Origin of the sequence: Streptomyces sp. Je 1-79 (assembly GCF_025195125.1) — a bacterium.
Taxonomy (GTDB): Bacteria; Actinomycetota; Actinomycetes; order Streptomycetales; family Streptomycetaceae; genus Streptomyces.
The window spans coordinates 1-25,921 of sequence record NZ_JAMGSL010000012.1; the positions used below are offsets into that span (position 1 = coordinate 1).

Sequence of the window (25,921 nt, forward strand, 5' to 3'; positions counted from 1 at the left end):
ACGCACGTCAGGACGCCTGCCTCGGAGCCTGCGCCTCGCCGTCCAGGGTTCCGAGCGCGCCCGCGTAGAAGATCAGCGGGTCGCCGCCCTGCTCCGGGACGCCCAGCTCGACGACCTCGCCCACGATGATGTCGTGGTCGCCGCCGTCGTGGATGTCGACGGTCCGGCAGGTCAGGAAGGCCAGCGCCTCGCTCAGCACCGGGAGCCCGGTCTGGCCGTCGTGGCAGGGCACGTCCTGGAAGCCGTCCGGCTGACGTCCGGCGAAGGCGCGGGCCAGCTTCTCCTGGCGGCCGGCGAGGAAGTTGACGGTGAACCCGCCGCTCTCGACCAGTACCTTCCGCAACCGGGACTGCCGGTGCAGACAGAACAGGACGAGCGGCGGGTCCAGGGAGACCGAGGTGAAGGAGTTGACCGTCGTGCCCTCGGCGTGGCCGTCCGCGGCCGTCGTTATGACCGTCACCCCGGTCACAAAGAGGCCGCACACGCGGCGCAGGGCCCGCGGATCGATCGGCTGTGTCTCGTGCTCGTGCATCAGCGTGCGCGCTGCGGACATGTACGTCCCCTTCGAGGCTGCTGGGATCGGTGACAACGAGCTCAGAGGAGCTTGCGGACCTTGGTGCCGGCCTTGGCGATGCCGAGCAGGAACTCCCGGCCGACGTCGTTCATCTCCGCCGGCGCCTGCGTCGACGCCCAGTACAGGAAGCGGGCCATCATCGGGACCGACGGGTAGATGAAGCGCTGCTTCTCGTCCTTCCAGCCGAAGACCGGGTTCACGATCGGCGATTCCTGGAGGGTCTGGAAGATGATGTCGGCGGCCTCGTCACCGGTGAGCGCGCCCGCCTCGTACTTCTCGCAGGCCTCCGCGGTGGTCTCCAGGATCTTCTTGAACGAGTCGGTCTGGGGCCACCACAGACCCGGGTACGGGACCTTCTCCAGCTCGGCGAAGTGCTCCTTGCGGCCGTCGCGGGCGTGGGCGAGTCGGGCCCGGGTCAGCCGCATGGTGCCGGGGGTGATGAAGGAGCCCCACACCCGGAACACCGCGTTCCAGAGCCGGAAGTGCGAGAAGGCGATGAAGGAGGCGTTGACCAGCTCGTCGTTGTACTGGAGCAGGCCCTGCTCCAGCTGCTCGACGTACGCGAAGCGCTCGGCGGAGAAGTCGCCGTCCTTCAGGGCCTCGATCAGCCGGGAGGTCAGCGCGTCGACGACCTCGAAGGTGTTGGACAGACCGCGGGAGTACAGCGCGTCGATGAAACCGGCCGCGTGGGACATCAGGCACCAGCGGTCGCCGATGGTCCGCTTCGAGGAGTACTGCAGCCGGTCCGTGGACACCCACTCGCGCACCCGCGTCGCGCCCTCGAACTGGCGCTTGACGGCCGGGTACTTGTCGAGGAACTGCTGGAAGTCCTGTTCCGGGGTGAGGTCCTTGGGCTTGGGGTAGGTGCGCTCGTCGACGGTCAGGCCGACGCTGCACAGCGGGTTGCGGGACTTGCCGTGGTTGTCGAACGGGATGATCCAGAACCAGCCGCGCTCGATCATGTGGTGCAGGGTGCCGTTGTGCCAGTCGGTCGGCGGGCGCAGGTGCTTGGGGTGGCCGCTGACGTCGTCGAACCGCTTGATGCCGACGTAGTGCGTGAACAGCGAGCGGGAGTGGTGCTTGAAGCGGGCCGGCTTCTCCCGCAGGTCGAACATGTCCGCGAGCGGCGAGCGCACGCCGGAGGCGTCCACCAGGTACTTGGCCCGGTACTGCTCGGGCTGGGCGTTCGGCGCGGCGCTCCGGCCGGTGACGGTCACCCCGTCGTCGTCGAAGTCGACCTCGGTGGCGCGCCAGTTCTGCCGGGGCGTGCAGCCGTACTTGAGCGCCACGTGGAACATGAACGAGTCGCTGTCCTGGCGGTGCAGATGGCTGTTCTGGTGGAAGATCTTGGGCAGTGCCAGCTGGGTGGCGGCCCGCGGGTCGGGCTCCTGGCCCACCTCGTGCTTGATGAACCCGAAGTGGCCCTTCGTGCCGAAGGTCGGGCCGATGTCCCGGGTGGACGCCTTGACGCTGGCGAGGCTCTTCAGCTCGGGGATGTCGTGGCGCTCGGAGAGGATGTGGATCCACTCCACGAGCTGCGGGGTCATCGACTCGCCGACGGCGAAGCGCGGGTGGGCGGCCGCGTCGACCAGCAGGACCCGCGCGCCGTTCTTCGCCAGGACCGTACCGGTCACCGAGCCGGCCAGACCCGATCCGAGGATGATGACGTCGAACGTCATCTCCTCGGGTACGCGAGCCGAGTCCGTCGCGCCTTCCGTCATCTTCGTGACCACGAGCAATCTCCCGTCGTTGAGTGCGATCCGGTACGCGGACGGGCCCCTCCCCCGCGCCCGGAGGGGCGGCGGGGTGGGGCCCGTGGGAAGGGGCAGCGGGGCCGGCCGGTGGGCGGCACCCGGTCGAGCGAGGGGTCAGCGGCGCCCGGCGGAACGGGGCGCGGCCGAGCGGGGCCCGGTGGAGCCGGGACCGGCCGGGCGGGGCCTGCTCCAGTACGTCATCGCCGGACGCTCGACGTACGTGGAGAGGGCGTGGGCCAGGGTCAGGGTGACGGCCCAGGCGGCCAGGCAGTAGACGAGTCCGGCGCCGAGGCCGAGCGGGCCGTGGCCCTCCAGGAGGACGACGCCGATGCCGAGCACGGCGGCCTGGAGCAGGTAGAAGGCGAAGGACACCTCACCGAGCCAGGTCATCACCCGGCCGCGGAACGGCGAGCGGCGGCCGAGCAGGTCGGCGCGGGCGACGGCCGGGACCAGCAGGCCGACGGGGATCACCCAGGTGGCGTTCAGGCTGTAGAGGTACGGCACGTGGAGGGCGACCGCGTAGGCGGCGGCGCACACGAGCAGGGCCTGGGACGTGCCGAGGCGGATCCAGCGGTCGGTGAGGACCATGCGCGCCAGCACCATGCCCATGACGAACTCCAGCATCCGTACCGGCGGGAACTGGTAGACGAACCAGTTCTGCACCTCGCCGACGGGCAGGCCGGGGATCGGCGGGCCGTCGGGCAGCACGGTGGTGGCGACGGCGGGCACGGCGATGACGGCCGCGGCGAGGCCGGCCGCCCAGGCCCACAGCCGCGCCGGGTCGATCCTTCCGACCACCCGGTGGAGCAGGGGGAAGCAGAGGTAGAAGAAGAGCTCGCAGCCGAGCGACCAGCTGGCCGCGTTGACGCTGAAGCCGACGGCCGGGTCGGGGAACCAGACCTGGAGCAGCAGCAGGTTGGGGAGCCAGTACTGCCAGCCGTCGGACGCGGCGGCGGCCGCCCAGAGCGCCATGGCGAGGGCGAAGGTGACCAGGTGGTTCGGGTAGAGCTTGACCAGGCGGCGGCGGACGAAGCGGCGGGGAGTGTCGTCCGGGCGGACCGACCAGGTCAGGACGAAGCCGCTGAGGACGAAGAAGAAGGTGACGCCGAGGCCGCCGGCGATGGTGAACAGGGAGTCCGCCTGCCGGGCGCCCGCGCCGCCGAAGGGGGTGAACAGCGGGTTGAAGAGGTGGCTCAGGAACACCGCCATCGCCGCGACGAACCTGAGGCCGGTGAGCGACGCCAGACTCGGCAGCCGTCTCGTCGCGGTGGCCTCGTTCACGCGGGATGTCATGGTGGTGCTCATGGGGGTCTCCTCACCCTCTCCGACTCACGCCGTGCGGACATGACGAACACCGCGCGGCGGCCTGGTGGAGGCCGCGACGCGGTGCTCGGGGATACGGGAACGCCGTCCCGGTCGTCTTTCGTCAGGCGGAGGCGGTGACGCCGTCCTTGCCGCCCCACAGGTTCAGCGCCTGGTAGGTCGGGCGCCAGTCGTTCTCGAAGGCCGCGCGCAGCGGGCCGGGGAGGCGCGAGAGGATGAACTCGGCGCGGGACGCCTCCATCTCGTCGAGGATCCAGGGCATGTAGCGCTGGGCGTTGTCGCCGATGCGGTCGCGCTGGCGCTCGCCGAACGCGTCCCACTGCTCCTCGCTCATGGTGGTGTCCATGAGCTGGAGCGCCTCGGCCTCCTCGTGCTTGAGGTGTCCGGTCAGCCCGGAGTGCAGGGCGTCCACCAGGCCGTGCAGGCGCTCCAGACCGGCCTCGCGGTCGGCCAGGGCGGCGTCGATGTCGAGCAGCAGCGGGTCGATGATCGCGTGCTCGGCCTCCATGGCCTCGAGCAGCGCGAGGTCGTCCGGCCGGGCGGCGAGGGCGGCCTGCATCACCGGCCAGATCTTCTCGTCCTCGGCACGGTGGTGCGCGTGCAGGAAGATCTTGAAGAGCTCCCAGCCGGCGGCCGTGCTCAGGATCTGCCGCGGATCGTCCTCGACCGTCGCGGTGACCCGCGCGAGGCGCTCCATCTCGCGGCGGAGGGCGTCATGGACGGCGAGCATCATGGTCATGTCGAGCTTGTACTGGTGGCTCATACCACTCTCTCTTTCGTTCCCACCGTTGCGAATCCGGGCGGCCGGTATCTTATTCAAGCTCCATCATGCCACCGGAGCTCGCAACCCGACGCCGGTTTCCCGGCGCAATCCCGCCCTGTGGACGCGGAGTTCAGCCGATCTCGGCAGGCTTCCTGGACCGGCCGGGATCGGCGCTGCCGCTCTCCGCCTTCGCGTCCGTCGCCGAAGCGGGCGAGGTCACCCCGATCCAGTTCAGTGCCGGGGAGGTCATCGCCGTCGTCACCAGCGCCATCAGGACCAGCATGGTGAAGAGGTCGGGGCCGATGACACCCAGGCCCAGACCGATGTTGAGCACCACCAGCTCGGTCAGCCCGCGGCAGTTCATCAGGGCGCCGATCGCCAGCGAGTCACGCCAGCTCTGACCCGCCACACGGGCGGCGACCGAACCGGCCCCCCACTTGCCGAAGACGGCCACCGCGAGGACGGCGAGGGCCCACAGCCACTGCTGCGCCGAGCCGGCGAGCAGCCCGACGTCGGTCTTCAGACCGGTGACGACGAAGAAGAGCGGGAGCAGGACCGGTACGGCGACGGCGTGCAGCCTGGCCGCGCACCGCTCGACCACCTGGGAACCACGGGGGACCATGGCGCCGAAGACGAAGGCCCCGAACAGCGCGTGCACACCGATCTCCTCGGTGGCCAGCGCGGACAGGCAGAGCCCGCTGAAGAGCACGACCATCATCGCGCCGTCCGACACCTTGCGGTCGGCCCGCGACACCCACCGGCCGAGCAGGGGGCGTACGACGAAGAGCATCACGGCCATGTAGCCGACCGCGAGACCGACGGTGGTGAGCGCCTCCAGCGGCGAACCGCTCGTGCTCACCGCGACGACCGCGGCCAGCAGGCACCAGGCCGTCACGTCGTCGACGGCGGCGCTCGCCATCGCCAGCGCGCCCATCTTGGTCTGGTACAGGTTGCGGTCCGTCAGGATCCGGGCGAGCACCGGAAAGGCCGTGATGCTCATCGACACGGCGATGAAGAGGACGAACGCCGTCCTGCCCACTCCCTCGGGCGCGAACGTCCCGTACATCGTGAGCGCGAGCAGGCTCCCCAGCACCAGCGGCAGGGCGACACTGGCCTGGCTGACGGCTATCGCCGTACGGCTGTTTCCGCGCAGGAGCTTCAGGTCGAGTTCGAGTCCGATGAGGAACATGAAGGCCAGCAGCCCGAGATTGCCGAGGGCGCCGACGAACGGCAGCACCTCGGCGGGGAAGAGGGCGTGCTGGCCCTCCGGCCAGATCCAGCCGAGCAGGGACGGGCCGAGACAGATACCGACGGCGACCTCGCCGACGACCGGCGGCTGTCCGAGCCGGCGCACCAGAACGGCGCCCAGCTTGCAGGCCAGGATCACCGCCGGAATGACGATCAGCAGCTGGGGAAGCGGATCACTCACAGCAGCGGCTGCTGCCATCGGTCCTCCAACGGGTATGAGGGGCGGGGCTCGCCCGGGCGGGAGTCAGCCCCGGTAGGGGTGGGTTTCCTTCGCGTCGCGCAAGGCCCGGCCCCACCACACCAGCTGTTCGAGCATGAGCTTGGCGGCGCCCGCGGCGCCTTCGGCGTCGACGGGGAAGCGGCCCTGGGGGTCGTAATGTTCGAGGATCTGGGGGAACATCACGGTGTCCTTCATGGTCACACAGTGGAACTCGCCGAAGATCTGGCGCAGGTGCTCCACGGCGCGCACCCCGCCGGACATGCCGAGGCCGTAGCCGACGAACGCGACCGGCTTGGCCTCCCACTCGGCGTTGAAGGTGTCGACGAGCGTCTTCAGCGGGCCCGGGACGCTGCGGTTGTACTCCGGGACGATGAAGACGAACGCGTCGGCCGCGGCCAGGCGGGGGCGCAGGGCGGCCGTCTCCGGCGCGTGCGGGACGAGACTGGCCGGCAGTACGGCGTCGGCCAGGTCGACGACATCGGTGAGCAGGTCGTCGCGTACGGAGGTCTGCTGGGCGAACCAGGTGGCGACGTCGGGGGCGAGCCGCCCTTCGCGGGCGGACCCGACCACGACCACGACGCGGAGCGGACGGGGGGAGGTCGACTGCGTGGACACGTCCGGCCTCCTCAACGCTTCGCCGCTGCGGGCACGTCGGCCGGCGTCAGGGCGAGGAACTCGGTGGCGTCGACCCGGGACAGGATGCGCCGGGTCAGCGCGGGCATCGCGGTCCTGCCGTCGTCGGTGAACACGGTCGGGTCGACCACGCGGATCCGGCGGCCACGCGTGGTGATCTCGCAGCCGCCGGCCGCCAGGACGTTCTTGACCCAGTCCGAGCCCGGGCCGTATGGCAGGGTGACGACGATGTCCCCGCCGCGCCGGAAGAGCTTGACCGGGGTGGTGTAGACGCGCCCCGACTTGCGGCCGCGGTGGTGGATCCTGCCGAAGCCGGGCATCCGGCTCAGCACGGGACCCACGAGGTAGTTCGCGACCAGTCGGTTGAAGCGGGCCACTCGCCTCGATATCGGCATTGATTCCCTCCTCGTCCAGGGGATGACACCCACGGGCGGGCGCGGTGGGCACCCGCCCGTGGGTGGTGAGCCGTCAGGCGGCGGGCTTGCCACCACCGGGGCCACCGGGGCCACCGGCACCGCCGGGACCGCCCGGGGTGAGCGGACCGGCCGGCTTGCCACCGGACTGCAGGAAGCGCTGGAGGGCGAAGTTGTCGACGATGCCCCAGCGCTCGGCGATCTTCTCCCCCTCGAAGCGGAAGATGATCATCCCGTGGTGCTCGATCTCCAGGCCGGTCGCCGGGATCCCGATGAAGGGACCGGTGTGCCGGCCGCGCATCACCCAGCGCACGGCGGCCTTGTCGTCCTGCGCGACGAAGTCGAGGATCTCGTACTTGACGTCGCTGAAGGCGCCGCGCTGGACCTTGATCGTGTGCTTGAACGCCTCGGGTCCGCGCATCGAGTCGTCGTGGCTGCCGTTGTTGCGGAAGTCGGCCGTCAGATGACGGTCCGCGACGCTGAGGTCGCCGCCGTTGAGACCCTCGTCGTAGACCTTGTCGACGACTTCGCGAAGCTTCTCTGCGCTGGTCATGCTCAGTTGCCCTCCTGTCGGGTGGATGTGCGGGTACCGCTGCCGGGGACGAGGGTCTCCGCGGCGACCGAGGTCACCTCCGCGGGGACCTGGCCGGTGCTCCAGATGATCCGCAGGCGCATGCGCGTGAAGCGCCAGCCGAGCGGGGTGCGACGGGCCGAGGCGTCGAAACGGCCGCCCAGCTGGAAGTAGCGGGAGGCCGCCGGCGGGCGCGGCGAGTCGAAGTGCAGATGGGAGGCGATCAGGCTCCAGCTCACGGTGGCCCGGTCGCCGTCGAGGACGACCAGGGACGGCGAGCCCTGGTGGTGCGTGCTCTCCCAGCGGTCCATGATCTGGCGGGTGAAGCCGGGGACCCCCGCGATGCCCCGGTGGCTGCCCACCGGGTAGACGAGCTCGACGTCCTCCGTGAAGAACGAGCGGGCCCACTCCTCGTCGAAGGTGCCCTCGTCGAGCGAGGCGAGGTACCCCTCGGCCAGGTCTCCCAGGGCTGCGCGATCGGCCAGGTCCGCCAGGGGCGAGCCCTCGACCAGGGCGGCCGTGCCCGCCAGGCCGGCCGGGACGGACGTACCGGTCATGAGAGCGGCCGGGCCGTGGTCTCCGCGTCGGTCGCGTAGATCACCGAGTCGTCCGGGCCGTGGACGACCGCCTTGCCGGTGCCGGTGAAGCCGGACTCGGAGAGCTGGGCGGCGAGGTCGATCTGGATGTACGCCGCGCGGTGGCCGTTGGGGCTGATCTGGCCGACGTCGGCGTTGAAGACCTCGCGGACGGTGAACTCGAAGGCTCCGCCGCCCTTCGCGGTCCAGGTGCCGGAGCCGCCGCTCTTCCGCGTGGTGATGGCGACCGACCCGTCCTCCTCGAACACGACGGTGTACTCGTCCACCTCCCCGTCGTGCGTGACCGTTCCCGCCCACTTGCCCACGGGAGAGTTAAGAGACACAGACATCGATCCCACTTCCTCGGATTGGCGATCTGGAGTGCGGCGCTGCGGGCCGCGGGAGAGCGCACAGGGCCGCCGGCGGTCGCCGGCGGCCCTGTGGGACGGTGTGCTGAAGGCGGGTCGTCAGACCGCCTTCGACTCGGTGGGCGTGGGGACCGCGCCCGCCACCGGCTCGGCGGCGGGAGCGCCGTCCGCCGGCGCCACGGTGGCCCCGCGCAGCTTGGCGAGGGCGACCACGGCCAGGACGAGGGCGAGCACGCCGCCGACCAGCGAGGTGATCTGCAGCCCCTCGATGAAGGCGGCGCGGGCGGCGTCGAGCAGTTGGCCGCCCAGCGCGCCGGGCAGGTTCTCGGCGAGCGCCACGGCGCTGCCGAGGGTGTCCGAAGCGGTGTCGGCCTGGTCGGCGGAGAGGCCCGAGGGCTCCGAGTCGCCCAGCGCGCCGCGGTAGACGGCGAAGCCGATGCTGCCGAGGACCGCGATGCCGAGGGCGGCGCCGAGCTCCGTACCGGTCTCGGAGACGGCGGCGGCGGAGCCCGCGCGGTCCGGCGGAGCCGCACCCACGACGAGGTCGGTGCCGAGCGCCACCATCGGGCCGAGGCCGAGGCCGACCACGGCCGAACCGGTGACCACGAGGGCGAGCTGCGACGCGTTGTCGACCTGGGTGAGCAGGGCGCAGCCGACGGCGAGGATGACCATGCTTCCGGCCAGCAGTCGGCTGACCGGGACCTTGGAGATCAGCGACGGGCCGCCGATCGAGCCGATCATGACGCCGATCGACGTGGGGATGGACCAGAGACCGGCCGACAGCGGGGAGAGTCCGTTGACCAGCTGGAGGTACTGCAGGACGAAGAGCTGGATGCCCGCCATGATCACGGTGACGGTGGTGAGCAGGAAGAGCGAGGCACCGAAGTTCCGCTCGCGGAACAGGGTGAGGTCGAGCATCGGGTCGGTCAGCAGCTTCTGCCGGCGCAGGAAGAGACCGCCGACGAGCAGACCGACGACCAGGACGGCCACCGGCACGACCTCGAAGCCGTCCTCGGCGAGCTGCTTCAGCCCGTAGACCACGGAGAGCACGGCGACCAGGCTCAGCGCGGCGCTGACCAGGTCCACCCGGCCGCCCCGCTCCTGGTGCTCGGGCAGCAGGCGCGGGCCGAGGACGAGCAGGGCCACCATGACCGGCACGGCGACCAGGAACGCGGAGCCCCACCAGAAGTAGTTGAGGAGCGCGCCGCCGACCAGCGGGCCGATCATGCTGCCCAGGGCGAAGCAGGACGCCCAGACGCTGACCGCCGCGGTCCGCTGCGTGGGGTCGGTGAACATGGTGCGGATCAGCGACAGCGTGGACGGCATGAGCGTCGCGCCGGCCACACCGAGCAGGGCGCGGGAGGCGATCAGCATCTCCGCGCTCGTCGAGAAGGCGGCCAGCACGGACGCGGCGCCGAAGGCGGCGGCGCCCGCGAGCAGCAGCTTCCGGCGGCCGATCCGGTCGCCCAGGCTGCCCATGGCGATGAGCAGGCCGGCGACCAGGAACCCGTAGATGTCGATGATCCACAGCAGCTGGGCGTTGCTCGGTGACAGGTCCGAGGTGAGCGTCGGTACCGCCAGGTGCAGGACGGTGAGGTCCATGGCGACGAGCAGAGTCGGCAGGGCCAGCACCGCCAGCCCCAGCCACTCCGCCCGCCCGGCCTTGGACGGCTGTTCTTCAGACATGAAAGGTCTTCCTCCAGATCCGGACGGTGCAGAGCGTGACCGTCGACAGGGATGGCCCCTACGCCTCGTGTGGCTCGGTGGGCACGAGAGAGACGGTAGAACCTCAACCGCAGTCGAGGTCAAGAGCTGAGAGCATTGAACGACGGGTCGCCCGGTTTTTTTTCGAGGTACTCGACGACCTCGGCCAACAGCCGTGCCTGGTGCAGGGAACCGGCGTCCGGCGCGCAGTCCCGGTCCCGTACGGCGCGGACCATCGCCGCGAGGCTCCGCTCCACCTGGTCGGCGGCCGGAAGCGCCATGTCCTGGACGCCGTCCGGGCCCTCGACGCGCAGCACGGGCACGTGCCCGGCGGGCGTCGTGAAGGCGTGGGTCAGCGTCAACCGCCCTCTGCTCCCCCGGAGTTCGTACTCCGCGCGGTACGCGTCGTCCAGACCGAAGGTCAGCTGCGCGGCGACGCCCTGCCCGGAGCGCAGCAGTACGGCTCCGGAGGTGTCGACCTCCTCCCCGGGCCGCCGCGCGAGGACCGCGCCCGCCACGTCGAGGTCGCCGCCCAGAAAGCGGACGGCGGCCCGGACCGGGTAGACGCCCACGTCCCACAGCGCGCCGCCGCCCAGTTCGGGGCGGAGCCTGATGTCCCCCTCGGGGCGCCGGGGCACGGCGAACGCGGCGTGGAACGAGCGCAGTTCGCCGATCCGGCCGTCGGCCACCAGACGGGCCACCTCGGCGTGCTGGGGATGGTGCACGAACATCACGTTCTCCCGCAGCACCAGCCCGCGGGACTCGGCCAGCTCGTACAGAGCGCGGGTCCGGAGGAGGTCGGTGGTGAGCGGCTTCTCCGCCAGGACGTGCTTGCCGGCCAGCAGGGCGGCCTCCACCCAGCGGTCGTGCAGCGCCGCCGGCAGGGGTACGTAGACGGCGTCGACGTCCTCCGCGTCCAGCACCTCCCGGTAGCCGGTCACCGGACGGGCGCCGTGGTCCCGCGCCGTCTGCGCCGCCCGCTCCCGGGACCGGCTCGCCACCACCGTGACCCGCGCGCCCGGCAGCCGGCCGAGGGCGGGCAGCACCCGGCGCCGCGCGATGTCGGCGCAGCCCAGCACGCCGAAGCGCACGTCCGCGCTCCCCGCGGGCACCGCGGGACTCACGCCGGGACCGCCAGGAAGCAGGCGAGCAGAGTGCGGGCCTGCACGTTGATGTAGTTGCTGTGCTGGACGAGCGTGCGCAGCTGTCCCAGCGTCAGCCAGCGGAAGCCCTCGGGCGGGGTCAGCGGGGCGTCGGACTCGTCCGCGTCGACGAGGAGGTAGCGGCTCTCGGCGTTGATGAACCGGCCGCCCTCCTCGCTGTGCACGGCCTCGTACAGGATCTGCCCGGGGCCCGCCGAGACCACCGCGTCCAGGAACGGCGGGCGCTCCCCCGGGCTCAGGTGGGCGTGGTTGCCGGGGACGCACTGGACGGTGGGGCCGATCTCCACCGGGTAGCGGAAGCCGCCCTCCACCCGTGCGTGCACCAGCACATGGCGGACGCCGTTGATGCGCCGGGTGAGGAAGGCCGTCACGCCGAGCCCGACCGGCTCGAAGAGCGGCTGGCTCCAGGAGGTGACCTCCCGGTTGCCGGCCTCCACGGCGACGGCGACCACCCGGAAGTACCGGCCCTGATCGTGCTCGATGGTCCGCTCGTTGCGGGTCCAGTCGGGGATGCCGGAGAGCGGCTCCAGCTCCGCGCTGACCTGGTGCCGGGCGCGCTCCCCCGCCATCCAGGACAGCACCTCGACGTCCGAGTGCAGGGCCTGGGGCTCGCCGTCGGCGAAGGGCAGGCAGGAGAGCACGGTCCGGGCGTCCATGTTGACGGTGTTGTCCCGGCGCAGGAGCGCGCCGATCTGGCCCAGGGTCAGCCAGCAGAACCGGGGGTCCTCGGGGATGTCGTCGGTCACCTCGACGATCATGTTCCGGTTGTTCTTGCGGTAGAACCAGGAGCCGTGCTCGGACTGCAGGACGTCCGCGAGGACCCGGCCCCGGTCGGGCCGGGTGAAGTACTCGACGTACTTCACGTCCCCGCCCCGGTGGACCCGGGTGTAGTTGCTGCGGGTGGCCTGGACGGTCGGGGAGAGCTGGAGCAGGTTCGGGTTGCCGGGCTCCATCTTGGCCTGCATCAGGAAGTGCAGGACCCCGTCGAACTCCTTGGCGAGGATGCCCAGGATGCCGACCTCGGGCTGCCTGATGATGGGCTGGTGCCAGACCTGGGCGGGGTTCTCCCCCGCCGAGACGCGCAGGCCCTCCACGGTGAAGAACCGGCCGCTGCGGTGCACCAGGTTCCCCGTGTCCTTCTCGAAGTACCAGCCGTCGAGCTCGGCGAACGGGATGCGGTCGACGCGGAAGGCGGTGGCCCGCCTGTGCCCGTCGAGCCAGGCGGCCACCTCGTCGGTGCGCGGTCCCACGCCCTCGGTCGCGGCCGCGGAGACGGCGAACCGGCGTGCGGTGGCGCCGTCGGCGCGGGTGCTCAGCAGACCCGGCGAGGCCTGCGACGACAAGGTCAGGACGTCGGCGGGGTGCGGCATGTGCGGTCTCCTCGTCTGGGGGCGCCCTCCGGACCGCCGTCGGGCCCGGAGGGATCGTTCGGAGGGGGCGTACGAAGGGGGCGTACGAAGGGGTGGTGCGAAGGCGCCGTACGGACGGATCGGCCCGCCGGCGACGACGGGCCGCCGCGTCAGCCGCGGGAGGCGGTGAACTCCTTGAAGACCGAGACGACGTAGTCGAGCATCTCCTCGGTCAGCCCCGGATAGACGCCGATCCAGAACGTCTGGTCGGTGATGATGTCGCTGTTGACCAGCGGCTCGGCGACCCGGTGGGGCGCGTCGATGTACGCCGGGTGGCGCGTGAGGTTGCCGGCGAACAGCAGCCGCGTGCCGATCTTCCGGGACTCCAGGTGGTCGACCAGCTCCGCCCGGCTGTACGGCGCGTCCGGGTCCACGGTGATCGCGAAGCCGAACCAGCTCGGGTCCGACCCGGGCGTCGCCTCGGGCAGGATCAGGTGCGGCAGCCCGTCCAGGCCCTCGCGCAGCTGGCGCCAGTTGCGGCGGCGGGCGGCGCAGAAGTCGTCGAGCCTCGCGAGCTGGCTCAGCCCGAGGGCGGCCTGGATGTCGGTCGCCTTCAGGTTGTAACCCACGTGGGAGAAGATGTACTTGTGGTCGTAGCCGTCGGGCAGCGTGCCCATCTGGTAGTTGTACCGCTTGAGGCACTTGTTGTTCTCGCCCGGCTCGCACCAGCAGTCCCGGCCCCAGTCGCGCAGCGACTCCACGATCCGCGCCAGTGACAGGTTCGAGGTCAGGACACAGCCGCCCTCGCCCATGGTCAGGTGGTGCGCGGGGTAGAAGCTGACCGTCGTGAGATCGCCGAAGGTCCCGGTGAGCTGCCCGTTGTAGGTGGACCCGACGGCGTCGCAGTTGTCCTCGATGAGGAACAGGTCGTGCTGCGTGGCCAGTTCGGCGATCTCGGCCACCTCGTACGGGTTGCCCATGGCGTGGGCGATCATGATGGCCCGGGTCTTGGGGCCGATCGCCCGCGCCACCCGCTCCACCGTGGTGTTGTACGTGCCGAGCTCCACGTCGATGAAGACCGGCACCATGCCGTTCTGGACGATGGGGTTGACCGTGGTGGGGAAGCCGGCCGCGACCGTGATGACCTCGTCGCCCGGGCGCAGCCGCCGCTCCTCCAGGAGCGGCGAGGTGAGCGCGCCGAGCGCCAGCAGGTTCGCGGAGGACCCGGAGTTCGTCAGATGTGCCTTGCGGCGCTTGAGCTTGCGGGCGAAGGCGGACTCGAAGCGCCGGGCGCTGGGGCCGGCCGCGATCCGCATCGCCAGGGCCGACTCCACGAGCGCGGTCCGGTCGGACGCGTCGAGGACCGCGCCGGACGGCCAGATCTCGGTGACGCCGGGCACGAAGACCCGGGCCTCCTGGGTGTTCTCGTGGTACTTGCGGACTTCGTCGAGTATCTGGTCCTTGCTCTGGACCGTCGCCTGATCAGACACCTGCCACCTCCGTCGTGCCGTATTTGGCCGCCTTCCACCAGGCCGCGTGGGCGCGGTACCAGGCCACCGTGTCGGCAAGGCCCCGGTCGAAGGGGATCTGCGGGGTGAAACCCAGCTCGTCCTGGATCTTGCTGCCGTCCAGCGAGTAGCGGACGTCGTGCGCCTTGCGGTCCTCGACGTGGCGGATCGCCGAGGCGTCCGCGTCGCACAGGTCGAGCAGCCGGTGGGTCAGTTCGAGATTGGTGTGCTCGCGGCCGCCGCCGATGTTGTAGACCTCGCCCGCCCGGCCCTTGACCGCCACCGCGTGGATCGCCCGGCAGTGGTCGTCGACGTGCAGCCACTCGCGTACGTTGCCGCCGTCGCCGTAGACCGGTACGGACTTGCCCTCCAGCAGGTTGGTGACGAAGAGCGGGATCAGCTTCTCGGGGTGCTGGTACGGCCCGTAGTTGTTGGAGCAGCGCGTGATCGACACGTCCAGGCCGTGGGTGCGCCAGTAGGAGCGGACGATCAGGTCGGACGCCGCCTTGCTCGCCGCGTAGGGCGAGTTGGGCAGCAGCGGCCACTCCTCCGTCCAGGAGCCGGAGTCGATCGAGCCGTAGACCTCGTCGGTGGAGACGTGGACCACCCGGGGCACCCCGCTGCGCAGGGCCGCCTCCAGGACGGTCTGGGTGCCGACCACGTTGGTCCGTACGAACTCGGCGGCCGAGTCCACGGAGCGGTCGACGTGGGACTCCGCGGCCATGTGCACGACCACGTCGTGCCCGGGGAGGAGCTGAAGCAGCAGGGGCAGGTCGCAGATGTCGCCGCGGACGAACGAGAGCCGCGGGTCGCCCATCGGGAGGCTGGCGAGGTTGCCGGCGTAGGTCAGGCTGTCCACCACCGTGACCTCGGCGCCCTCCCAGCCCGCGTAGCGGTCTTGCAGCAGGGTCCGGACGAAGTGGGAGCCGATGAAGCCCGCCGCACCGGTGACCAGAATCCTCATGAGTTCGCTCTCCTGACTGTCGGGGGAAGCCACGCCGGTGTCATGGACACACGTCGCTCCAGTGGGCCAGCACACCGGCCGACAGCGCCTGCCGGACACTCATCGCCCGCGCGTCCTTCTCGGACATCACCGGCTCCTCGGTCAGCCCCCAGGGCAGACTCAGCTCCGGGTCGAGCGGATCGATGTCGATCTGGGTGCCCGGAACATGGGCCGTCGACAGCACGTAGCTGATGCAGGTGTCGTCGGCGAGGGTGAGAAACCCGTGTGCCACACCTTCGGGGATGAAGACGGACACCCCCGACTCGGCGTCCAGGGTGCGGACCGTGTGCCGGCCGAAGGACGGTGAGCCCACGCGCAGATCGACGCTGATGTCGCGCAGGGCCCCCCGTACACAGGTGACGTACTTGGCCTGGCCCGGCGGCAGCGTGACGCTGTGCAGCCCACGCAGGGTGTTGCGCCGGGAGGACGAGAAGTTGATCTGTGCCGGCGCGAACGGCCTGCCGAGGAACCGGGACAGTTCCTCGGCACGCAGCGACTCGAAGAACGCCCCGCGGTGATCGGTGATCAGATCCGGGGTGAGGGTGTACACCCCGGGGATCTCCGTCCCGGCGATCTCCACGCGCCTCTCACCTCGCCCCGGGCCGGTCCGGTCCGGTGTGCCGCTCCATGGACTTGCGCACCTCGTCGGCGACGGTGTGCACGTCCGCCGCGTCCATGCCGTGGTGCAGCGGCAGGAGCAGCGTCGTCTCGGCCGTCCTCTCCGTCGCCGGCAGGGGTCCGCCGCCCTCCTGGCGGAAGGCCTCGACCTGGTGCAGCGGCGGGTAGCGGAACGTGGTGTAGATCCCGTGGTCGAGCAGGTCCGCGGCGACCTTGTCGCGTACCTCCGCGTCGATCTGCACCCAGTAGAAGTAGTACGACGTGGTGTGGCCGGCCGGCAGCTCCGGCGGGAGCAGCAGCCCCGGTACGTCGGCGAGCAGCCGGTCGTAGAGCTCCGCGAACTCCCGCCGGATCTCGACGAAGCCCGGCAGCTTGCCCAGCTGGACGCTGCCGATGGCCCCGGTCATGTCGTTGCCGAGGACCCGGCGGCCGATGTCCCGCACGTCCAGCTCCCACCAGCGGTGGGAGACCCGGGCCTTCTGGAAGCCGCTGGACTGCTCCAGGCCGTGGTACGCCAGCCGGCGGGCGCGCCGGGCCAGTTCGGGGTCGCGTACGTACAGCATGCCGCCGTCACCGGTGACCAGGACCTTCATCGAGTCGAAGGACCAGACGGCGATGTCGCCGAAGGTCCCGACGGCCTCGTCGCCGACGCGGGAGGAGACCGCGCAGGCGGCGTCCTCGACGAGGGCGATGCCCCGCTCGCGGCAGAGTTCGGCGATCCGGGCCACGTCGCCCGGATAGCCGCCGTAGTGCAGCAGCAGAACGGCGCGGGTGTCCGGGGTCAGGGCCCGCCGTACGTCGTCGACGGTCGGGTTGAGGGTGCGGGGGTCGATGTCGCAGTAGACCGGCTTGGCTCCGGTGGACATGACGGCGTTGCCGGCCGCAACGAACGAGACCGACGGCAGCAGCACCTCGTCGCCCGGCCCGAGGTCGAGCAGTTCGGTCGCCAGGAAGAGGCCCGCCGTGGCGGAGTTGATGTGCAGCAGCTGCTCGGGCCGGGCGCCGATGTGCTCGGCGAACTCGGCCTCGAAGGCCTTGGCCCGCGGTCCGTACCCCAGCCAGTTGCTCGCGAAGACCTCGCGGAGCGCCTCCAGCTCTTCCTCGCCGAGGCTCGGTTGGAAGACGTTGATCATGTCGCTCGCTCCCTTCCCTGCCGTCAGGCCTGCCGGCTGCGGTACTGCTCGGTCAGCCGCTCCAGGGAGGGCACCACGTCGGCGGGGCTCGGGGCGGCGAGCATGTCCGCGTAGACGCGGTCGGCGCCGTCGCGGAAGGACGGGTCGTCGAGGAGCCGCGCGAGGCCCTTCTTCATGTCGGCGAGCGAGAAGCCCTGGCTGTCGACGGCGATGCCGGCGCCCCGACGCTCGATGTACTCGGCGGTGGCCAGGGCGTCGCCGCCCTCCTCCATCGCGATCAGCTGCGGCACCTTGGCGGTGGCCGCGGCGACGAAGGTGCCGTAGCCGCCGTGGTGGATGATGGCCGAGCAGGTCGGCAGGAGCTGGGTGAGCGGCACGTAGTCGACGATGCGTACGTTGTCGGGCACCGTGCCCAGCTTCGCGACCTGCTCGTCGGCGAGCGTGGCGACGAGCTCCAGGTCCATGTCGGCGACCATGTCGAGCAGCCCGGAGATCGGGACGTCGATCTCCTGGAACAGCCGGTGCGTGGTCAGCCCGAGCGAGAGGGCGACCCGCGGGCGGGCCGGAGGCTCGCGCAGCCAGTCGGGCAGCGCGGCGCCGCCGTTGTACGGAAGCCAGCGGACCGGGACGGTCACGGTCTCGGTCTCCAGACGCATCAGCTCCGGGATCGGGTCGATGGTCCAGTGGCCGAGAAGCATCTCCTCGTCGAACTCGTAGCCGAAGCGGTCCAGCATCGGCTTCATCGCCTGCACCAGCGGGTCCTCGGTCACGCCGGCCTCGCCTTCGCGCAGCCGGGCGACCAGGCGGTCGCGGATCCAGGCGAAGTAGTCCTGGCCCCACAGGAGCCGGGCGGAGGCCGCGCCACAGGCGCGGGCCGCGATCGGGGCGGGCAGGCAGGCCGGGTCCCAGATGATCAGGTCCGGCTTCCAGCTCTTCGCGAAGGCGACCAGCTCGTCCGCCATGGACTGCTGTCCGGCGTTGAGCGGGTCACCGGCGTAGTACCGGGCGAAGGCGCCCAGGGTGTAGTGCCGGACGGCACCCCACAGCCGGTCCTTCGGCGACTCGAAGCCGAGGGCCCGGGTGAGGCTCTCCAGCGCGCCGGGGTTGACCACCTGCGGCGAGACGAAGTCGGGCTCCTCACCGGTCGACACGGCCGTCAGGCCCGCCGCGGTGATGTACTGGCCCATGTGGGCGTTGCTGGCGACGCGCACCTCGTGGCCCGCGTTCTGCAGCGCCCAGGCCAGCGGAATGCTCGGGTAGAGGTGGGACGCCAGGGGCATCACCGCGATCAGAACACGCATCTTGGTAGTTCTCCCTTTCAAGGGGTCCTGGTGGTCGGGTGGACCGGACTGCCGGGGTGGGGTCGGCCTGCGGATCGGTCAGCCGGCGGCGGGCGACACGGTCGCCGACGTCGACTCCTTGGCCAGGAGCACGGCCTCGTCCCAGCTCGCCCGCGACCGGACCAGCCGGCGGAGCGCGGGGGCGGACGTCTTGCGGTTGACCGTCAGCGCGCCCGTCAGCCGGGTGCCCGTGCGGTAGAGGGCGACGAAGTCCCGCGCCTCCGTGCTGCCGAACACCTCGACCTCGTCGGCCTCCGGCACGCCCATGAACTGCAGCCGGTTGCCGTACCAGTCGGACCAGAAGTACGGGACGTGTCCGAAGGGTTCGGCGTGCGCGGGGTCCACCGCGTTGCGGCCGGCCGCCCAGCCCTGCTCCGAGGCGGAGAGCCAGTGCTCGCACCGCATGTCGCGGCCGAAGAGGGGGTTGGTCCAGCGGGCGACGTCGCCGGCGGCGTACACCCCGGGCACTCCGGTGGCGAGCGTCGGGTCGCAGACCACGCCGTCCCGCACGCTCACACCCGAGCCGTCCAGCCAGTCGGTGGCGGGAGTGCCGCCGATGCCCGTCACGACGAGGTCGGCCTCCAGGGCGGAGCCGTCCGAGAGCAGGACGCGCTCCACCCGGCCGTCGCCGGCCAGGCCCGTCACGGTGACACCGGTACGCAGAGCGGCGCCGCCGGCCTCGTGCAGCTGAGCGGCGACGCCCCCCATCTCGGGGCCGAGCGCGTCGGCCATGGGAACGGGGAGCGCGTCGACGAGGGTGACGTCGAGGCCCATGGCCCGCGCCACCGATGCCGCCTCCGCGCCGATGAATCCGGCGCCGACGACCACGACCCGGCCGCCCTCGCGGAGCGCGCCCCGCAGGGCCGCCGCGTCCTCGGCGGTACGGAGCGTGTGCACGCCCTTGAGCGCCTCGCTCCCGGGGATGCGGCGGGTCCGCAGCCCCGTGGCGATGACCAGGCTGTCGTAGCCGACGGTCGCACCGCCGACCGAGACCTCGCGGGCCGCGGTGTCGAGTCCGTCCGCCGGGGCGCCGAGCACGAGCTCGACGCCCAGCTCCTTGCGCAGCTCCTCCTCCTGCCGGTAGACGAGCGCCGGCATCGGCAGTTCGAAGTCCAGGGCGAGGAACATCTTGGAGAGGATCGGGCGGTAGTACGGGACGTGCTGTTCCGCGCCGATGAGCGTGATGGTGCCGTCGAAGCCGGCGTGGCGGGCGGACTCCGCCGCGCGCAGACCGGCGAGGGACGCCCCGACGACGACGAGCCGGCGGTCAGCCATCGATGCCTCCGGTGAGCTTGAGAACGCCGACGGGGCAGAGCCGGGCCGCGTGTACCGCGGGCTCCCGCTGGTCGGCGGGGAGGGCCGCCTCCACGTCGTACAGCGTGGTCATGTCCCCCTTGCCGTCGAGGCGGAAGAGCTCCGGCGCCGCCTCCTCGCACATGCCGTGGCCCTCGCAACGGCGTTGATCGACAGTGAGCTTCAACTTCACCACTCCTCGGCAGGTGGCCGACCGGATGCTGACGGAATTACGGAACGACGCGGGACGACCGTGAAAACGGCGTGGGGCGACGCGGAAAGGAAAGGGAAAGGGGCGCGATATCGGCACGGAATGGGCTCGTGAACGCGCATGAAAAAGGCCGCACTCGCCGTGAAAGGCGAGTCGGCCGAGAATGAGGAAGGCCGCCCGATTCCGGGCAGCGCGAATCCCCTTGGATAGCGTGACACACTCACGACGACACGTCAACAGACCTTTTCCCGGAGCCATTCGGCCTGGAAATCGGCGTGGCGATCGGCCCGGATACGGTCAGTGGGAGGCGGCGGTCAGTGGGAGGCGGCGACGTCCATCACGTATCGCCCGTACGAGGATTTGGCGAGCTTGAGCCCGAGACGGTGGCAGCTCTCCCGGTCGATGAAGCCCTGCCGCCACGCGATCTCCTCCACGCAGGCGATACGGACCCCCTGGCGGTGCTCCAGGATCTGCACGTACTGCGACGCCTCGGTCAGCGAGTCGTGCGTCCCGGTGTCCAGCCAGGCGAAACCCCGTCCCAGGGAGATGAGTTCGGCCTTGCCGCGCTCCAGGTACCGGTTGTTGACGTCGGTGATCTCCAGCTCGCCGCGCGGGGAGGGACGGAGGTTCTTGGCGATGTCGATGACCTCGTTGTCGTACATGTAGAGACCGGTGATCGCGAGATTGGAGCGCGGCTTGTCCGGCTTCTCCTCGATCGAAAGGAGCTTTCCGGAATCATCGACCTCGCCGACTCCGTAACGGTGCGGGTCGCTGACCGGATATCCGAACAGCACGGCCCCGTCGGTGTGTTCCTGCGCCCGCTTCTCCAGGAGTGCGCCGAATCCGGGTCCGTGGAAGATGTTGTCGCCGAGGATGAGCGCCACGGAATCGTCGCCGACATGGTCCGCGCCGATGACGAAGGCGTCCGCGAGTCCCCTCGGTTCATCCTGTTCCTGGTAGGTGAGCCGCAGCCCGAGCGCCGATCCGTCGCCGAGCAGACGCCGGAATCCGGGAAGGTCCTCCGGTGAGGAGATGACCAGGATGTCGGTGATCCCCGCCAGCATCAGGACCGAGAGCGGGTAGTAGATCATGGGCTTGTCGTAGACGGGCAGGAGCTGCTTGGAGACGCCGAGGGTGATGGGATGCAGGCGCGTGCCACTGCCTCCGGCCAGGATGATGCCTTTCACCTGTACCTCCAGGAGGATGCCGAGGTGGTGCCCCGGACGTCAGGGGCACGGGGAAGCCCGGCGCTGTCGGCCACCCGAGGGGCCGGCGCCGGGCCGGGGATGCAGAGGAGTCGAGGGGTACGGAACCGGACTTCGCGCGGACGGCTCCATGGCCTCTCCCGCGTCACGGCCACTGCCCGCCGACGGTCGGGCTGTCGCCGCCGAATCCGGGCAGGGGGTACCCGCGAAGAGTGTGACACGAACACGCGTCGCAAATCAACGACCCACGTTCGAGAGGAAGTTCGAGATCACGACGGTGTAGCGCTATTGACAAACCGATCGACCGGTTTTTAATCTTGCTTCGCAAGCAGTCGGTGACCATGACGCTGCGACCACGTGTCCGTTCCGTACCTCGCGGGCGTCCAGGGCGGGGGCTCGCCGGTCCATTCCTAGGCAAAAGGGCGGCTATGGGAAGGCACGAACGATCAGTGCGCACGATAGAGCTCCTCCTCACGTCTGCCGCCGAGCAGTTCGCCGAGCACGGGTTCGCCAAGGCCAGCCTGGCCGACATCAGCAAGGCGGCCGGAGTCACCAAGGGCGCGCTCTTCTTCCACTTCCCCACGAAGGCCGAACTGGCCGACGCCGTCCAACTGCGGGGCATGGAACCGCTGGAGCAGGCGGTATCCCAGCGCCGCGCGTCCGAGACCTCCCGCCTCCAGGTGATCGTCGACATGACGCACGCGCTCCACCGGCTGCTGCGCGAGGACGTGTTCCTGCGGGCCGGCGTCCGCATCACCCGGGAGCGCCCGGACAGCGATCGCGACGCGGGCAGCCGCAACGTCTATCTGATCTGGTTCGCCCACCTGTGGCAGCTGGTGGACGAGGCCCGCAAGTGCGGCGAGCTCCCCGCCGGACGCTCGCTGTCGATCCGCACCGTCGTCGCCGCCGCGGTGTGCGGCGTCGAGACGCTCGTCTGGACGGGCACCGCCCAGCCGGACGTCGAGGAGTGGCTCAGCCACCTGTGGAAGCTGACCGAGGCGGGCGCGGCCGGGCAGATCAGGACCACCGCCCGGCCGCTGTGACCCGGGCTCAGTCGGCGATCGCGGCGAATCCGGCCCGCAGCTCCTCGGAGCCCTCCGGATCGAACCTGTGCAGCCTGCGCGCCGGGACGATCGTCGGCAGGAGGAGCCTCCAGAGGTCGGCGAGCCGGTCATGGAGGTCCGCCCGCCCGGTGCGTACGTGCGAGGTGATCTGGATACCGGTGAAGGCGCCGACGACGTAGACCGCCACATCGGCGACGTTGACCTCGGGCCTCACATCGCCCCGCCCCTGGGCGAACGCCAGGGCCTCGCGCAGCTGCTCGCTCCACTCGTTGTAGGCGGCGGGGTCCGCGTCACCGAGCAGACCGCGCTCCAGGATCAGCCGGACGCCGGCCCGCACCCGCACGTTGACCCGCAGCTCCTCGGCCAGCTGGTGCGAGCGGTCGATGAGGCTCTGCACGCCGAGCACGGTGGTCGACGGCGGGTTCACCGCGAGGAACTGCTCCTCGACGAGCGCCTCCGCGAGGGATTCCTTGGACTGGAAGTGAAAATACAGGGCCCCCTTGGTGACCCCGGCGTGGCGCACGATGTCCGTCAGGCTCGTGCTCCCGAAACCCGCGCTGTCGAACGCGGTCGCCGCACCGTCGAGAATCGCCTGCCGCGTCGCCTCGGCTCGCTCCTGTCGGACCCTCACCATCACCGATCCCTCTCCTGCCGGGGGCGGCTCCACCCCTGTACGCGCTTTCTCCGAGGCACTGTACGCCCCGAAACTCAGGGCTGAAAAAAAACCAGTCACCTAGTATGCTCCGCCGTGGCACCACGGTGGATGCGGGCTCGGCCCACCCGATGTCCCGCCCCTCCGCCTTCATCGGTAGGCATGGCTCAACGAGGGGGACTGAGCATGACTGCACTTCGCCATGCGGAAAAATCGGGGCTCGCCGGCCAGGATGGCAGCCCGGAGCTCTTCCAACAAACTGTTCCTCGCACTCTCGTCCACCGCTCAGCGGTGTCCGAAGTGCTGGTGACAGGTGTCAGATACGGCATCGACGCTCTCCATCAGGTCTGCGCGCAATGGCCGAGGGGGCACAGCTACTACGGTCCGGTCTCGGGCCGCTGGCACGATCCCATGATCTTCGCCGAGACGATCCGTCAGGCGTGCATGCTCCTCGGCCACCAGAGCCTGGGCATACCCATGGGGCACAACTTCCTGACCACCACTCACTCGTTCGCGGTCACCGCCGAGGGCGCGCGCCTGTCCGACCACCCGGCCGACGTGCTCCTGGAGGTGGCGTTGCACGACATCGTGCGGCGAGGAAGGAACGTCTCCTCGTTCGCGTGCTCGATCAAGGCGCACCGCGACGGAGAGCCCATCGGCGTCGGCGGCTCGGCCGGGAGCTGTGTGCCCCCGGCGGTCTACCGGCGGCTCCGTGGCGAACGCCTGGGCGCCGCACCCTGCCGGGACATCCCCCCGCCGGTCGCACCGGAACTGGTCGGCAGGCGGAACGCGTCCGACGTCGTCCTCAGCCGGGTCGACGGCGAGGTCTGCCGGCTGCGCTTCGACACCTCGCATCCGATCCTCTTCGACCACCCCGTGGACCACGTCCCCGGAATGGTCGTCATGGAGGCGGCGCGCCAGGCGGCGATCCTCACCACCGGGCTGCCGGCCGGCCTGCTCCTGGCCTGCTCGGCGCACTTCCGAAGATACGTCGAATTCGACTCCCCCTGCCTCGTCGTCCCCTCCGCTCCCGAGGAGACGGCACCGGGCACCTACGACCTGTCCGTCGAGTTCCACCAGGACGGAAGCCTCGTCGGCTCCTGCCGGGTGACCTTGTTCGACGGATCGCCACGGTGAACTACTTGACACGTACACGACACTCCGTCCTCGTGGTGGGCGGATCCGGGTTCATCGGCGGCGCCGTCGTACGGGCGCTGCTGCGCACCACGACCGACGACGCGCCGGCCCCGACGGCGCCCGGGGCCCCGGCCTTCGGCACCGGGACACGGGGCGCCCCGGGAACCCCGGCCGTCACCGTCCTGTGCCGCCGCCCGCCGGAACCACCGGCACGCGACCCCCGTCTGCGGTACGTGACGGGGGACCTCACCGACCCCCGTACGCTCCGGGGCGTCTGCTCCGGCGCGACCACGGTGGTGCACGCCGCCTCCTACGTGGGCGGTGACGCGGACCGGTGCCGGGAGATCAACCACCTCGGCACCCTGGCCCTGCTGGAGGAGGCCCGGCGGGCGGGCGTCCGCCGTCTCCTCTACGTCAGCACGGCTGCCGTCTACGGTTCCGGCCCTCATCGCGGCCCGACCGAAGAGGAGACGGTGCCCGCTCCGCAGTCGGCCGCCAGCGCGTCACGGCTGGCGGCGGAGCACGCCGTGCTCCGGGCCGGGGGCCTCGTCCTGCGGCCTCACCTGGTCTACGGGCCGGGCGACCGGTGGTTCGTACCCACCCTCGCCCGGCTGCTGCACCTGGTGCCCTGCTGGCCGCGGGAGCCGTCCGCACACAGCTCGGTGGTGCACGTGGACGACCTGGCCGCGACGGTCGCGGCGCTCGTCGGCGAGGACACGGAGGGGGAGGGGAGCGGCCTCGGAGAGGGTGCCGGTGGGGGCATCGGAGGGGGTGCCGGAGGGGGTGTCTTCCATGTGGCACACCCGCGCCCCGAGTCCGCGGCGGACCTGGTCGCCACCACGGCGCTTCGGCTGGGGCTGCCCGCTCCGGACGACGTCTCCGCGGCGGAGCACCGCCGTCTCACCGCACGGGCCGTGCCCGCGCTCTCCGCGCACCAGTACGACCTGCTGACCCAGGACCACTGGTACGACTCGAGCCGGATCCTGCGCCGTACCGGCGTGGAACCCGGCCCGGGGTTCGCCGCGCGCTTCCCCGAGTGCGCGGACTGGTACAGGAAGCATCTCGCCGGCGTGCCGACGGGCTGAGCCGGGGGTCTCCGGAGCCGGGTCGGAGCCGGGTCGGCGCCGCGCCGGAGCCGGGCCGATACAGCGAGGGTCGCGCCCCGCTTCCGTACGTAAGGAAGCGGGGCGCGACCCCGTACGGGCGGGGGCGGGTCCCGTACGGGCCGGGCGGGGGGATGAAGCCCGTCCTCACGCCGTCCGGGACACGGGCACCATCAGCTTGTACCCGACGCCCCGCACGGTCTGGATCCACTCCGAGCGCCCCAGCTTGCCGCGCAGGGAGCCCACGTGGACGTCGAGGGTGCGGGTGGATCCGAACCAGTTCTCCCCCCACACCCGGGTGATGATGTCCCGGCGCTCCATCACCACGCCGGGGTTGGCCATGAGCGCGGCCAGCAGCTCGAACTCGCGCCGGGTGACGCGTACTTCACGCTCACGGAGCATGACCAGGCGTGCGCCCACGTCGAGTTGCAGCTCCCCGACCCGGAACGACCGGGTCCCGGGCGGCTGTTCCGGGCCCTTCACCGTCCGCTCGCCCGGATGCTCGGCGGTGCCCTTCCGGCACGAGCCGCAGCGCCGCAGTACGGCCTGGATGCGGGCCATCAGCTCGCGGTGCCCGTAGGACCTGCGCATGATGTCGTCCGCCCCCATGTGGAGGGTGATGACCCGGTCCAGCTCGTCGTCGTCGTTGCTCATCGCGATGACCGGTACGCAGGAGCTCTCCCGGATACGACGGCACACCTCGTGGCCGGCGAGATCGGGCAGGCTGAGATCCAGGAGAACCAGGGTCGTTCCGCCCGACAGCTGTCGAAGTGCCGCCTCCCCCGTGCAGGCCCTCTCGGTGCGGTATCCGTGGCTTGTCAGTGCCTGGTCGAGCTCGTCGGCCGCCTCGTCATCGTCGTCGACGATCAGAACGTTCATGGTTCCGATGCCCCCTGTGGGTAGAGCATGTCAACGTGTTGCCGTCATCTTGCATACCGGTCAACCGGTTCTCTAGGACGCCACAGTACAAGCCGGTCGACCGGTCTTCAAGGGATT

At 70.8% G+C, this 25,921-nt stretch carries 26 protein-coding genes; 3 read left to right on the forward strand and 23 right to left on the reverse strand.

The annotated features are described in order from the left end of the window. Positions 1 to 7: 7 nt before the first annotated feature. The 21 genes from M5362_RS23980 to rfbA all read right to left on the reverse strand — a co-directional run bounded on the left by M5362_RS23980 (position 8) and on the right by rfbA (position 20,951). A complete protein-coding gene (locus tag M5362_RS23980) occupies positions 8 to 553 on the reverse strand; it encodes a flavin reductase family protein (protein WP_260229795.1) in 546 nt (181 codons plus the stop codon). Positions 554 to 594: 41 nt separating this feature from the next. Beyond that, complete coding sequence (locus M5362_RS23985; RefSeq protein WP_260230014.1) at positions 595 to 2,295, reverse strand: NAD(P)/FAD-dependent oxidoreductase; 1,701 nt, start codon at positions 2,293 to 2,295, stop codon at positions 595 to 597. 147 nt (positions 2,296 to 2,442) lie between these two features. Continuing rightward, positions 2,443 to 3,633, reverse strand: coding sequence for an acyltransferase (locus tag M5362_RS23990; protein ID WP_260229796.1), 1,191 nt, complete (start codon positions 3,631 to 3,633; stop codon positions 2,443 to 2,445). Positions 3,634 to 3,754: 121 nt separating this feature from the next. Further along, positions 3,755 to 4,414, reverse strand: a complete 660-nt coding sequence (locus M5362_RS23995) for a hemerythrin domain-containing protein (protein ID WP_260229797.1) — start codon at positions 4,412 to 4,414, stop codon at positions 3,755 to 3,757. Positions 4,415 to 4,544: 130 nt separating this feature from the next. Next, positions 4,545 to 5,861 carry a cation:proton antiporter gene (locus tag M5362_RS24000; RefSeq protein WP_260229798.1) on the reverse strand — a complete coding sequence of 439 codons (1,317 nt, stop codon included), beginning with the start codon at positions 5,859 to 5,861 and terminating at the stop codon, positions 4,545 to 4,547. A 45-nt stretch (positions 5,862 to 5,906) separates the two neighbouring features. After that, positions 5,907 to 6,497 (reverse strand): NADPH-dependent FMN reductase, encoded by a 591-nt coding sequence (locus M5362_RS24005; RefSeq protein ID WP_260229799.1) that lies wholly within the window; start codon positions 6,495 to 6,497, stop codon positions 5,907 to 5,909. An 11-nt stretch (positions 6,498 to 6,508) separates the two neighbouring features. Then, complete coding sequence (locus M5362_RS24010; RefSeq protein ID WP_260229800.1) at positions 6,509 to 6,910, reverse strand: nitroreductase family deazaflavin-dependent oxidoreductase; 402 nt, start codon at positions 6,908 to 6,910, stop codon at positions 6,509 to 6,511. A gap of 73 nt (positions 6,911 to 6,983) precedes the next feature. Continuing rightward, positions 6,984 to 7,481: an ester cyclase gene (locus M5362_RS24015; protein ID WP_260229801.1), complete on the reverse strand. Its 498-nt coding sequence runs from the start codon at positions 7,479 to 7,481 to the stop codon at positions 6,984 to 6,986. 2 nt (positions 7,482 to 7,483) lie between these two features. Further along, positions 7,484 to 8,056, reverse strand: coding sequence for a nuclear transport factor 2 family protein (locus M5362_RS24020; RefSeq protein WP_260229802.1), 573 nt, complete (start codon positions 8,054 to 8,056; stop codon positions 7,484 to 7,486). Further along, on the reverse strand, positions 8,053 to 8,424 hold the full coding sequence (locus tag M5362_RS24025; RefSeq protein ID WP_260229803.1) for a dehydrogenase: 372 nt from the start codon (positions 8,422 to 8,424) through the stop codon (positions 8,053 to 8,055). Before M5362_RS24025 ends, M5362_RS24020 begins: the two co-directional genes overlap by 4 nt. 117 nt (positions 8,425 to 8,541) lie before the next feature. Then, on the reverse strand, positions 8,542 to 10,128 hold the full coding sequence (locus M5362_RS24030) for an MFS transporter (RefSeq protein ID WP_260229804.1): 1,587 nt from the start codon (positions 10,126 to 10,128) through the stop codon (positions 8,542 to 8,544). 119 nt (positions 10,129 to 10,247) lie between these two features. Continuing rightward, complete coding sequence (locus M5362_RS24035; protein ID WP_260229805.1) at positions 10,248 to 11,237, reverse strand: Gfo/Idh/MocA family protein; 990 nt, start codon at positions 11,235 to 11,237, stop codon at positions 10,248 to 10,250. 29 nt (positions 11,238 to 11,266) lie between these two features. Continuing rightward, positions 11,267 to 12,679: an NDP-hexose 2,3-dehydratase family protein gene (locus tag M5362_RS24040; RefSeq protein WP_260229806.1), complete on the reverse strand. Its 1,413-nt coding sequence runs from the start codon at positions 12,677 to 12,679 to the stop codon at positions 11,267 to 11,269. Positions 12,680 to 12,828: 149 nt separating this feature from the next. Continuing rightward, complete coding sequence (gene rfbH / locus M5362_RS24045; RefSeq protein ID WP_260229807.1) at positions 12,829 to 14,148, reverse strand: lipopolysaccharide biosynthesis protein RfbH; 1,320 nt, start codon at positions 14,146 to 14,148, stop codon at positions 12,829 to 12,831. Continuing rightward, complete coding sequence (rfbB, locus tag M5362_RS24050; RefSeq protein ID WP_260229808.1) at positions 14,141 to 15,130, reverse strand: dTDP-glucose 4,6-dehydratase; 990 nt, start codon at positions 15,128 to 15,130, stop codon at positions 14,141 to 14,143. Before rfbB ends, rfbH begins: the two co-directional genes overlap by 8 nt. 40 nt (positions 15,131 to 15,170) lie before the next feature. Further along, positions 15,171 to 15,749: a dTDP-4-dehydrorhamnose 3,5-epimerase family protein gene (locus tag M5362_RS24055; RefSeq protein ID WP_260229809.1), complete on the reverse strand. Its 579-nt coding sequence runs from the start codon at positions 15,747 to 15,749 to the stop codon at positions 15,171 to 15,173. A 7-nt stretch (positions 15,750 to 15,756) separates the two neighbouring features. Then, positions 15,757 to 16,920 (reverse strand): DegT/DnrJ/EryC1/StrS aminotransferase family protein, encoded by a 1,164-nt coding sequence (locus tag M5362_RS24060; RefSeq protein WP_260229810.1) that lies wholly within the window; start codon positions 16,918 to 16,920, stop codon positions 15,757 to 15,759. A 23-nt stretch (positions 16,921 to 16,943) separates the two neighbouring features. After that, the gene (locus M5362_RS24065; protein WP_260229811.1) at positions 16,944 to 18,221 is read right to left on the reverse strand and encodes an activator-dependent family glycosyltransferase; all 1,278 of its coding nucleotides are present in this window, start codon (positions 18,219 to 18,221) and stop codon (positions 16,944 to 16,946) included. Between the two features lie 78 nt (positions 18,222 to 18,299). Beyond that, positions 18,300 to 19,535: an NAD(P)/FAD-dependent oxidoreductase gene (locus M5362_RS24070; RefSeq protein WP_260229812.1), complete on the reverse strand. Its 1,236-nt coding sequence runs from the start codon at positions 19,533 to 19,535 to the stop codon at positions 18,300 to 18,302. Beyond that, positions 19,528 to 19,740 (reverse strand): ferredoxin, encoded by a 213-nt coding sequence (locus tag M5362_RS24075; protein ID WP_260229813.1) that lies wholly within the window; start codon positions 19,738 to 19,740, stop codon positions 19,528 to 19,530. Before M5362_RS24075 ends, M5362_RS24070 begins: the two co-directional genes overlap by 8 nt. A gap of 338 nt (positions 19,741 to 20,078) precedes the next feature. Then, a complete protein-coding gene (rfbA, locus tag M5362_RS24080) occupies positions 20,079 to 20,951 on the reverse strand; it encodes a glucose-1-phosphate thymidylyltransferase RfbA (protein WP_260229814.1) in 873 nt (290 codons plus the stop codon). Between the two features lie 467 nt (positions 20,952 to 21,418). Here rfbA and M5362_RS24085 point away from each other — a divergent pair, with 467 nt between their 5' ends. After that, positions 21,419 to 22,012 carry a ScbR family autoregulator-binding transcription factor gene (locus M5362_RS24085; RefSeq protein WP_260229815.1) on the forward strand — a complete coding sequence of 198 codons (594 nt, stop codon included), beginning with the start codon at positions 21,419 to 21,421 and terminating at the stop codon, positions 22,010 to 22,012. A gap of 7 nt (positions 22,013 to 22,019) precedes the next feature. On the opposite strand, the gene M5362_RS24090 is transcribed toward M5362_RS24085, so the two are convergent. Continuing rightward, positions 22,020 to 22,667 carry a ScbR family autoregulator-binding transcription factor gene (locus M5362_RS24090; RefSeq protein ID WP_260229816.1) on the reverse strand — a complete coding sequence of 216 codons (648 nt, stop codon included), beginning with the start codon at positions 22,665 to 22,667 and terminating at the stop codon, positions 22,020 to 22,022. Between the two features lie 204 nt (positions 22,668 to 22,871). Here M5362_RS24090 and M5362_RS24095 point away from each other — a divergent pair, with 204 nt between their 5' ends. Next, on the forward strand, positions 22,872 to 23,822 hold the full coding sequence (locus tag M5362_RS24095) for a ScbA/BarX family gamma-butyrolactone biosynthesis protein (protein ID WP_260229817.1): 951 nt from the start codon (positions 22,872 to 22,874) through the stop codon (positions 23,820 to 23,822). Between the two features lie 5 nt (positions 23,823 to 23,827). After that, positions 23,828 to 24,907: an NAD(P)-dependent oxidoreductase gene (locus M5362_RS24100; RefSeq protein ID WP_260229818.1), complete on the forward strand. Its 1,080-nt coding sequence runs from the start codon at positions 23,828 to 23,830 to the stop codon at positions 24,905 to 24,907. A gap of 165 nt (positions 24,908 to 25,072) precedes the next feature. Here the strand turns inward: M5362_RS24100 and M5362_RS24105 are convergent, their stop codons facing one another. Continuing rightward, positions 25,073 to 25,804 (reverse strand): response regulator transcription factor, encoded by a 732-nt coding sequence (locus M5362_RS24105; protein WP_260229819.1) that lies wholly within the window; start codon positions 25,802 to 25,804, stop codon positions 25,073 to 25,075. Between the last annotated feature and the right edge of the window lie 117 nt (positions 25,805 to 25,921).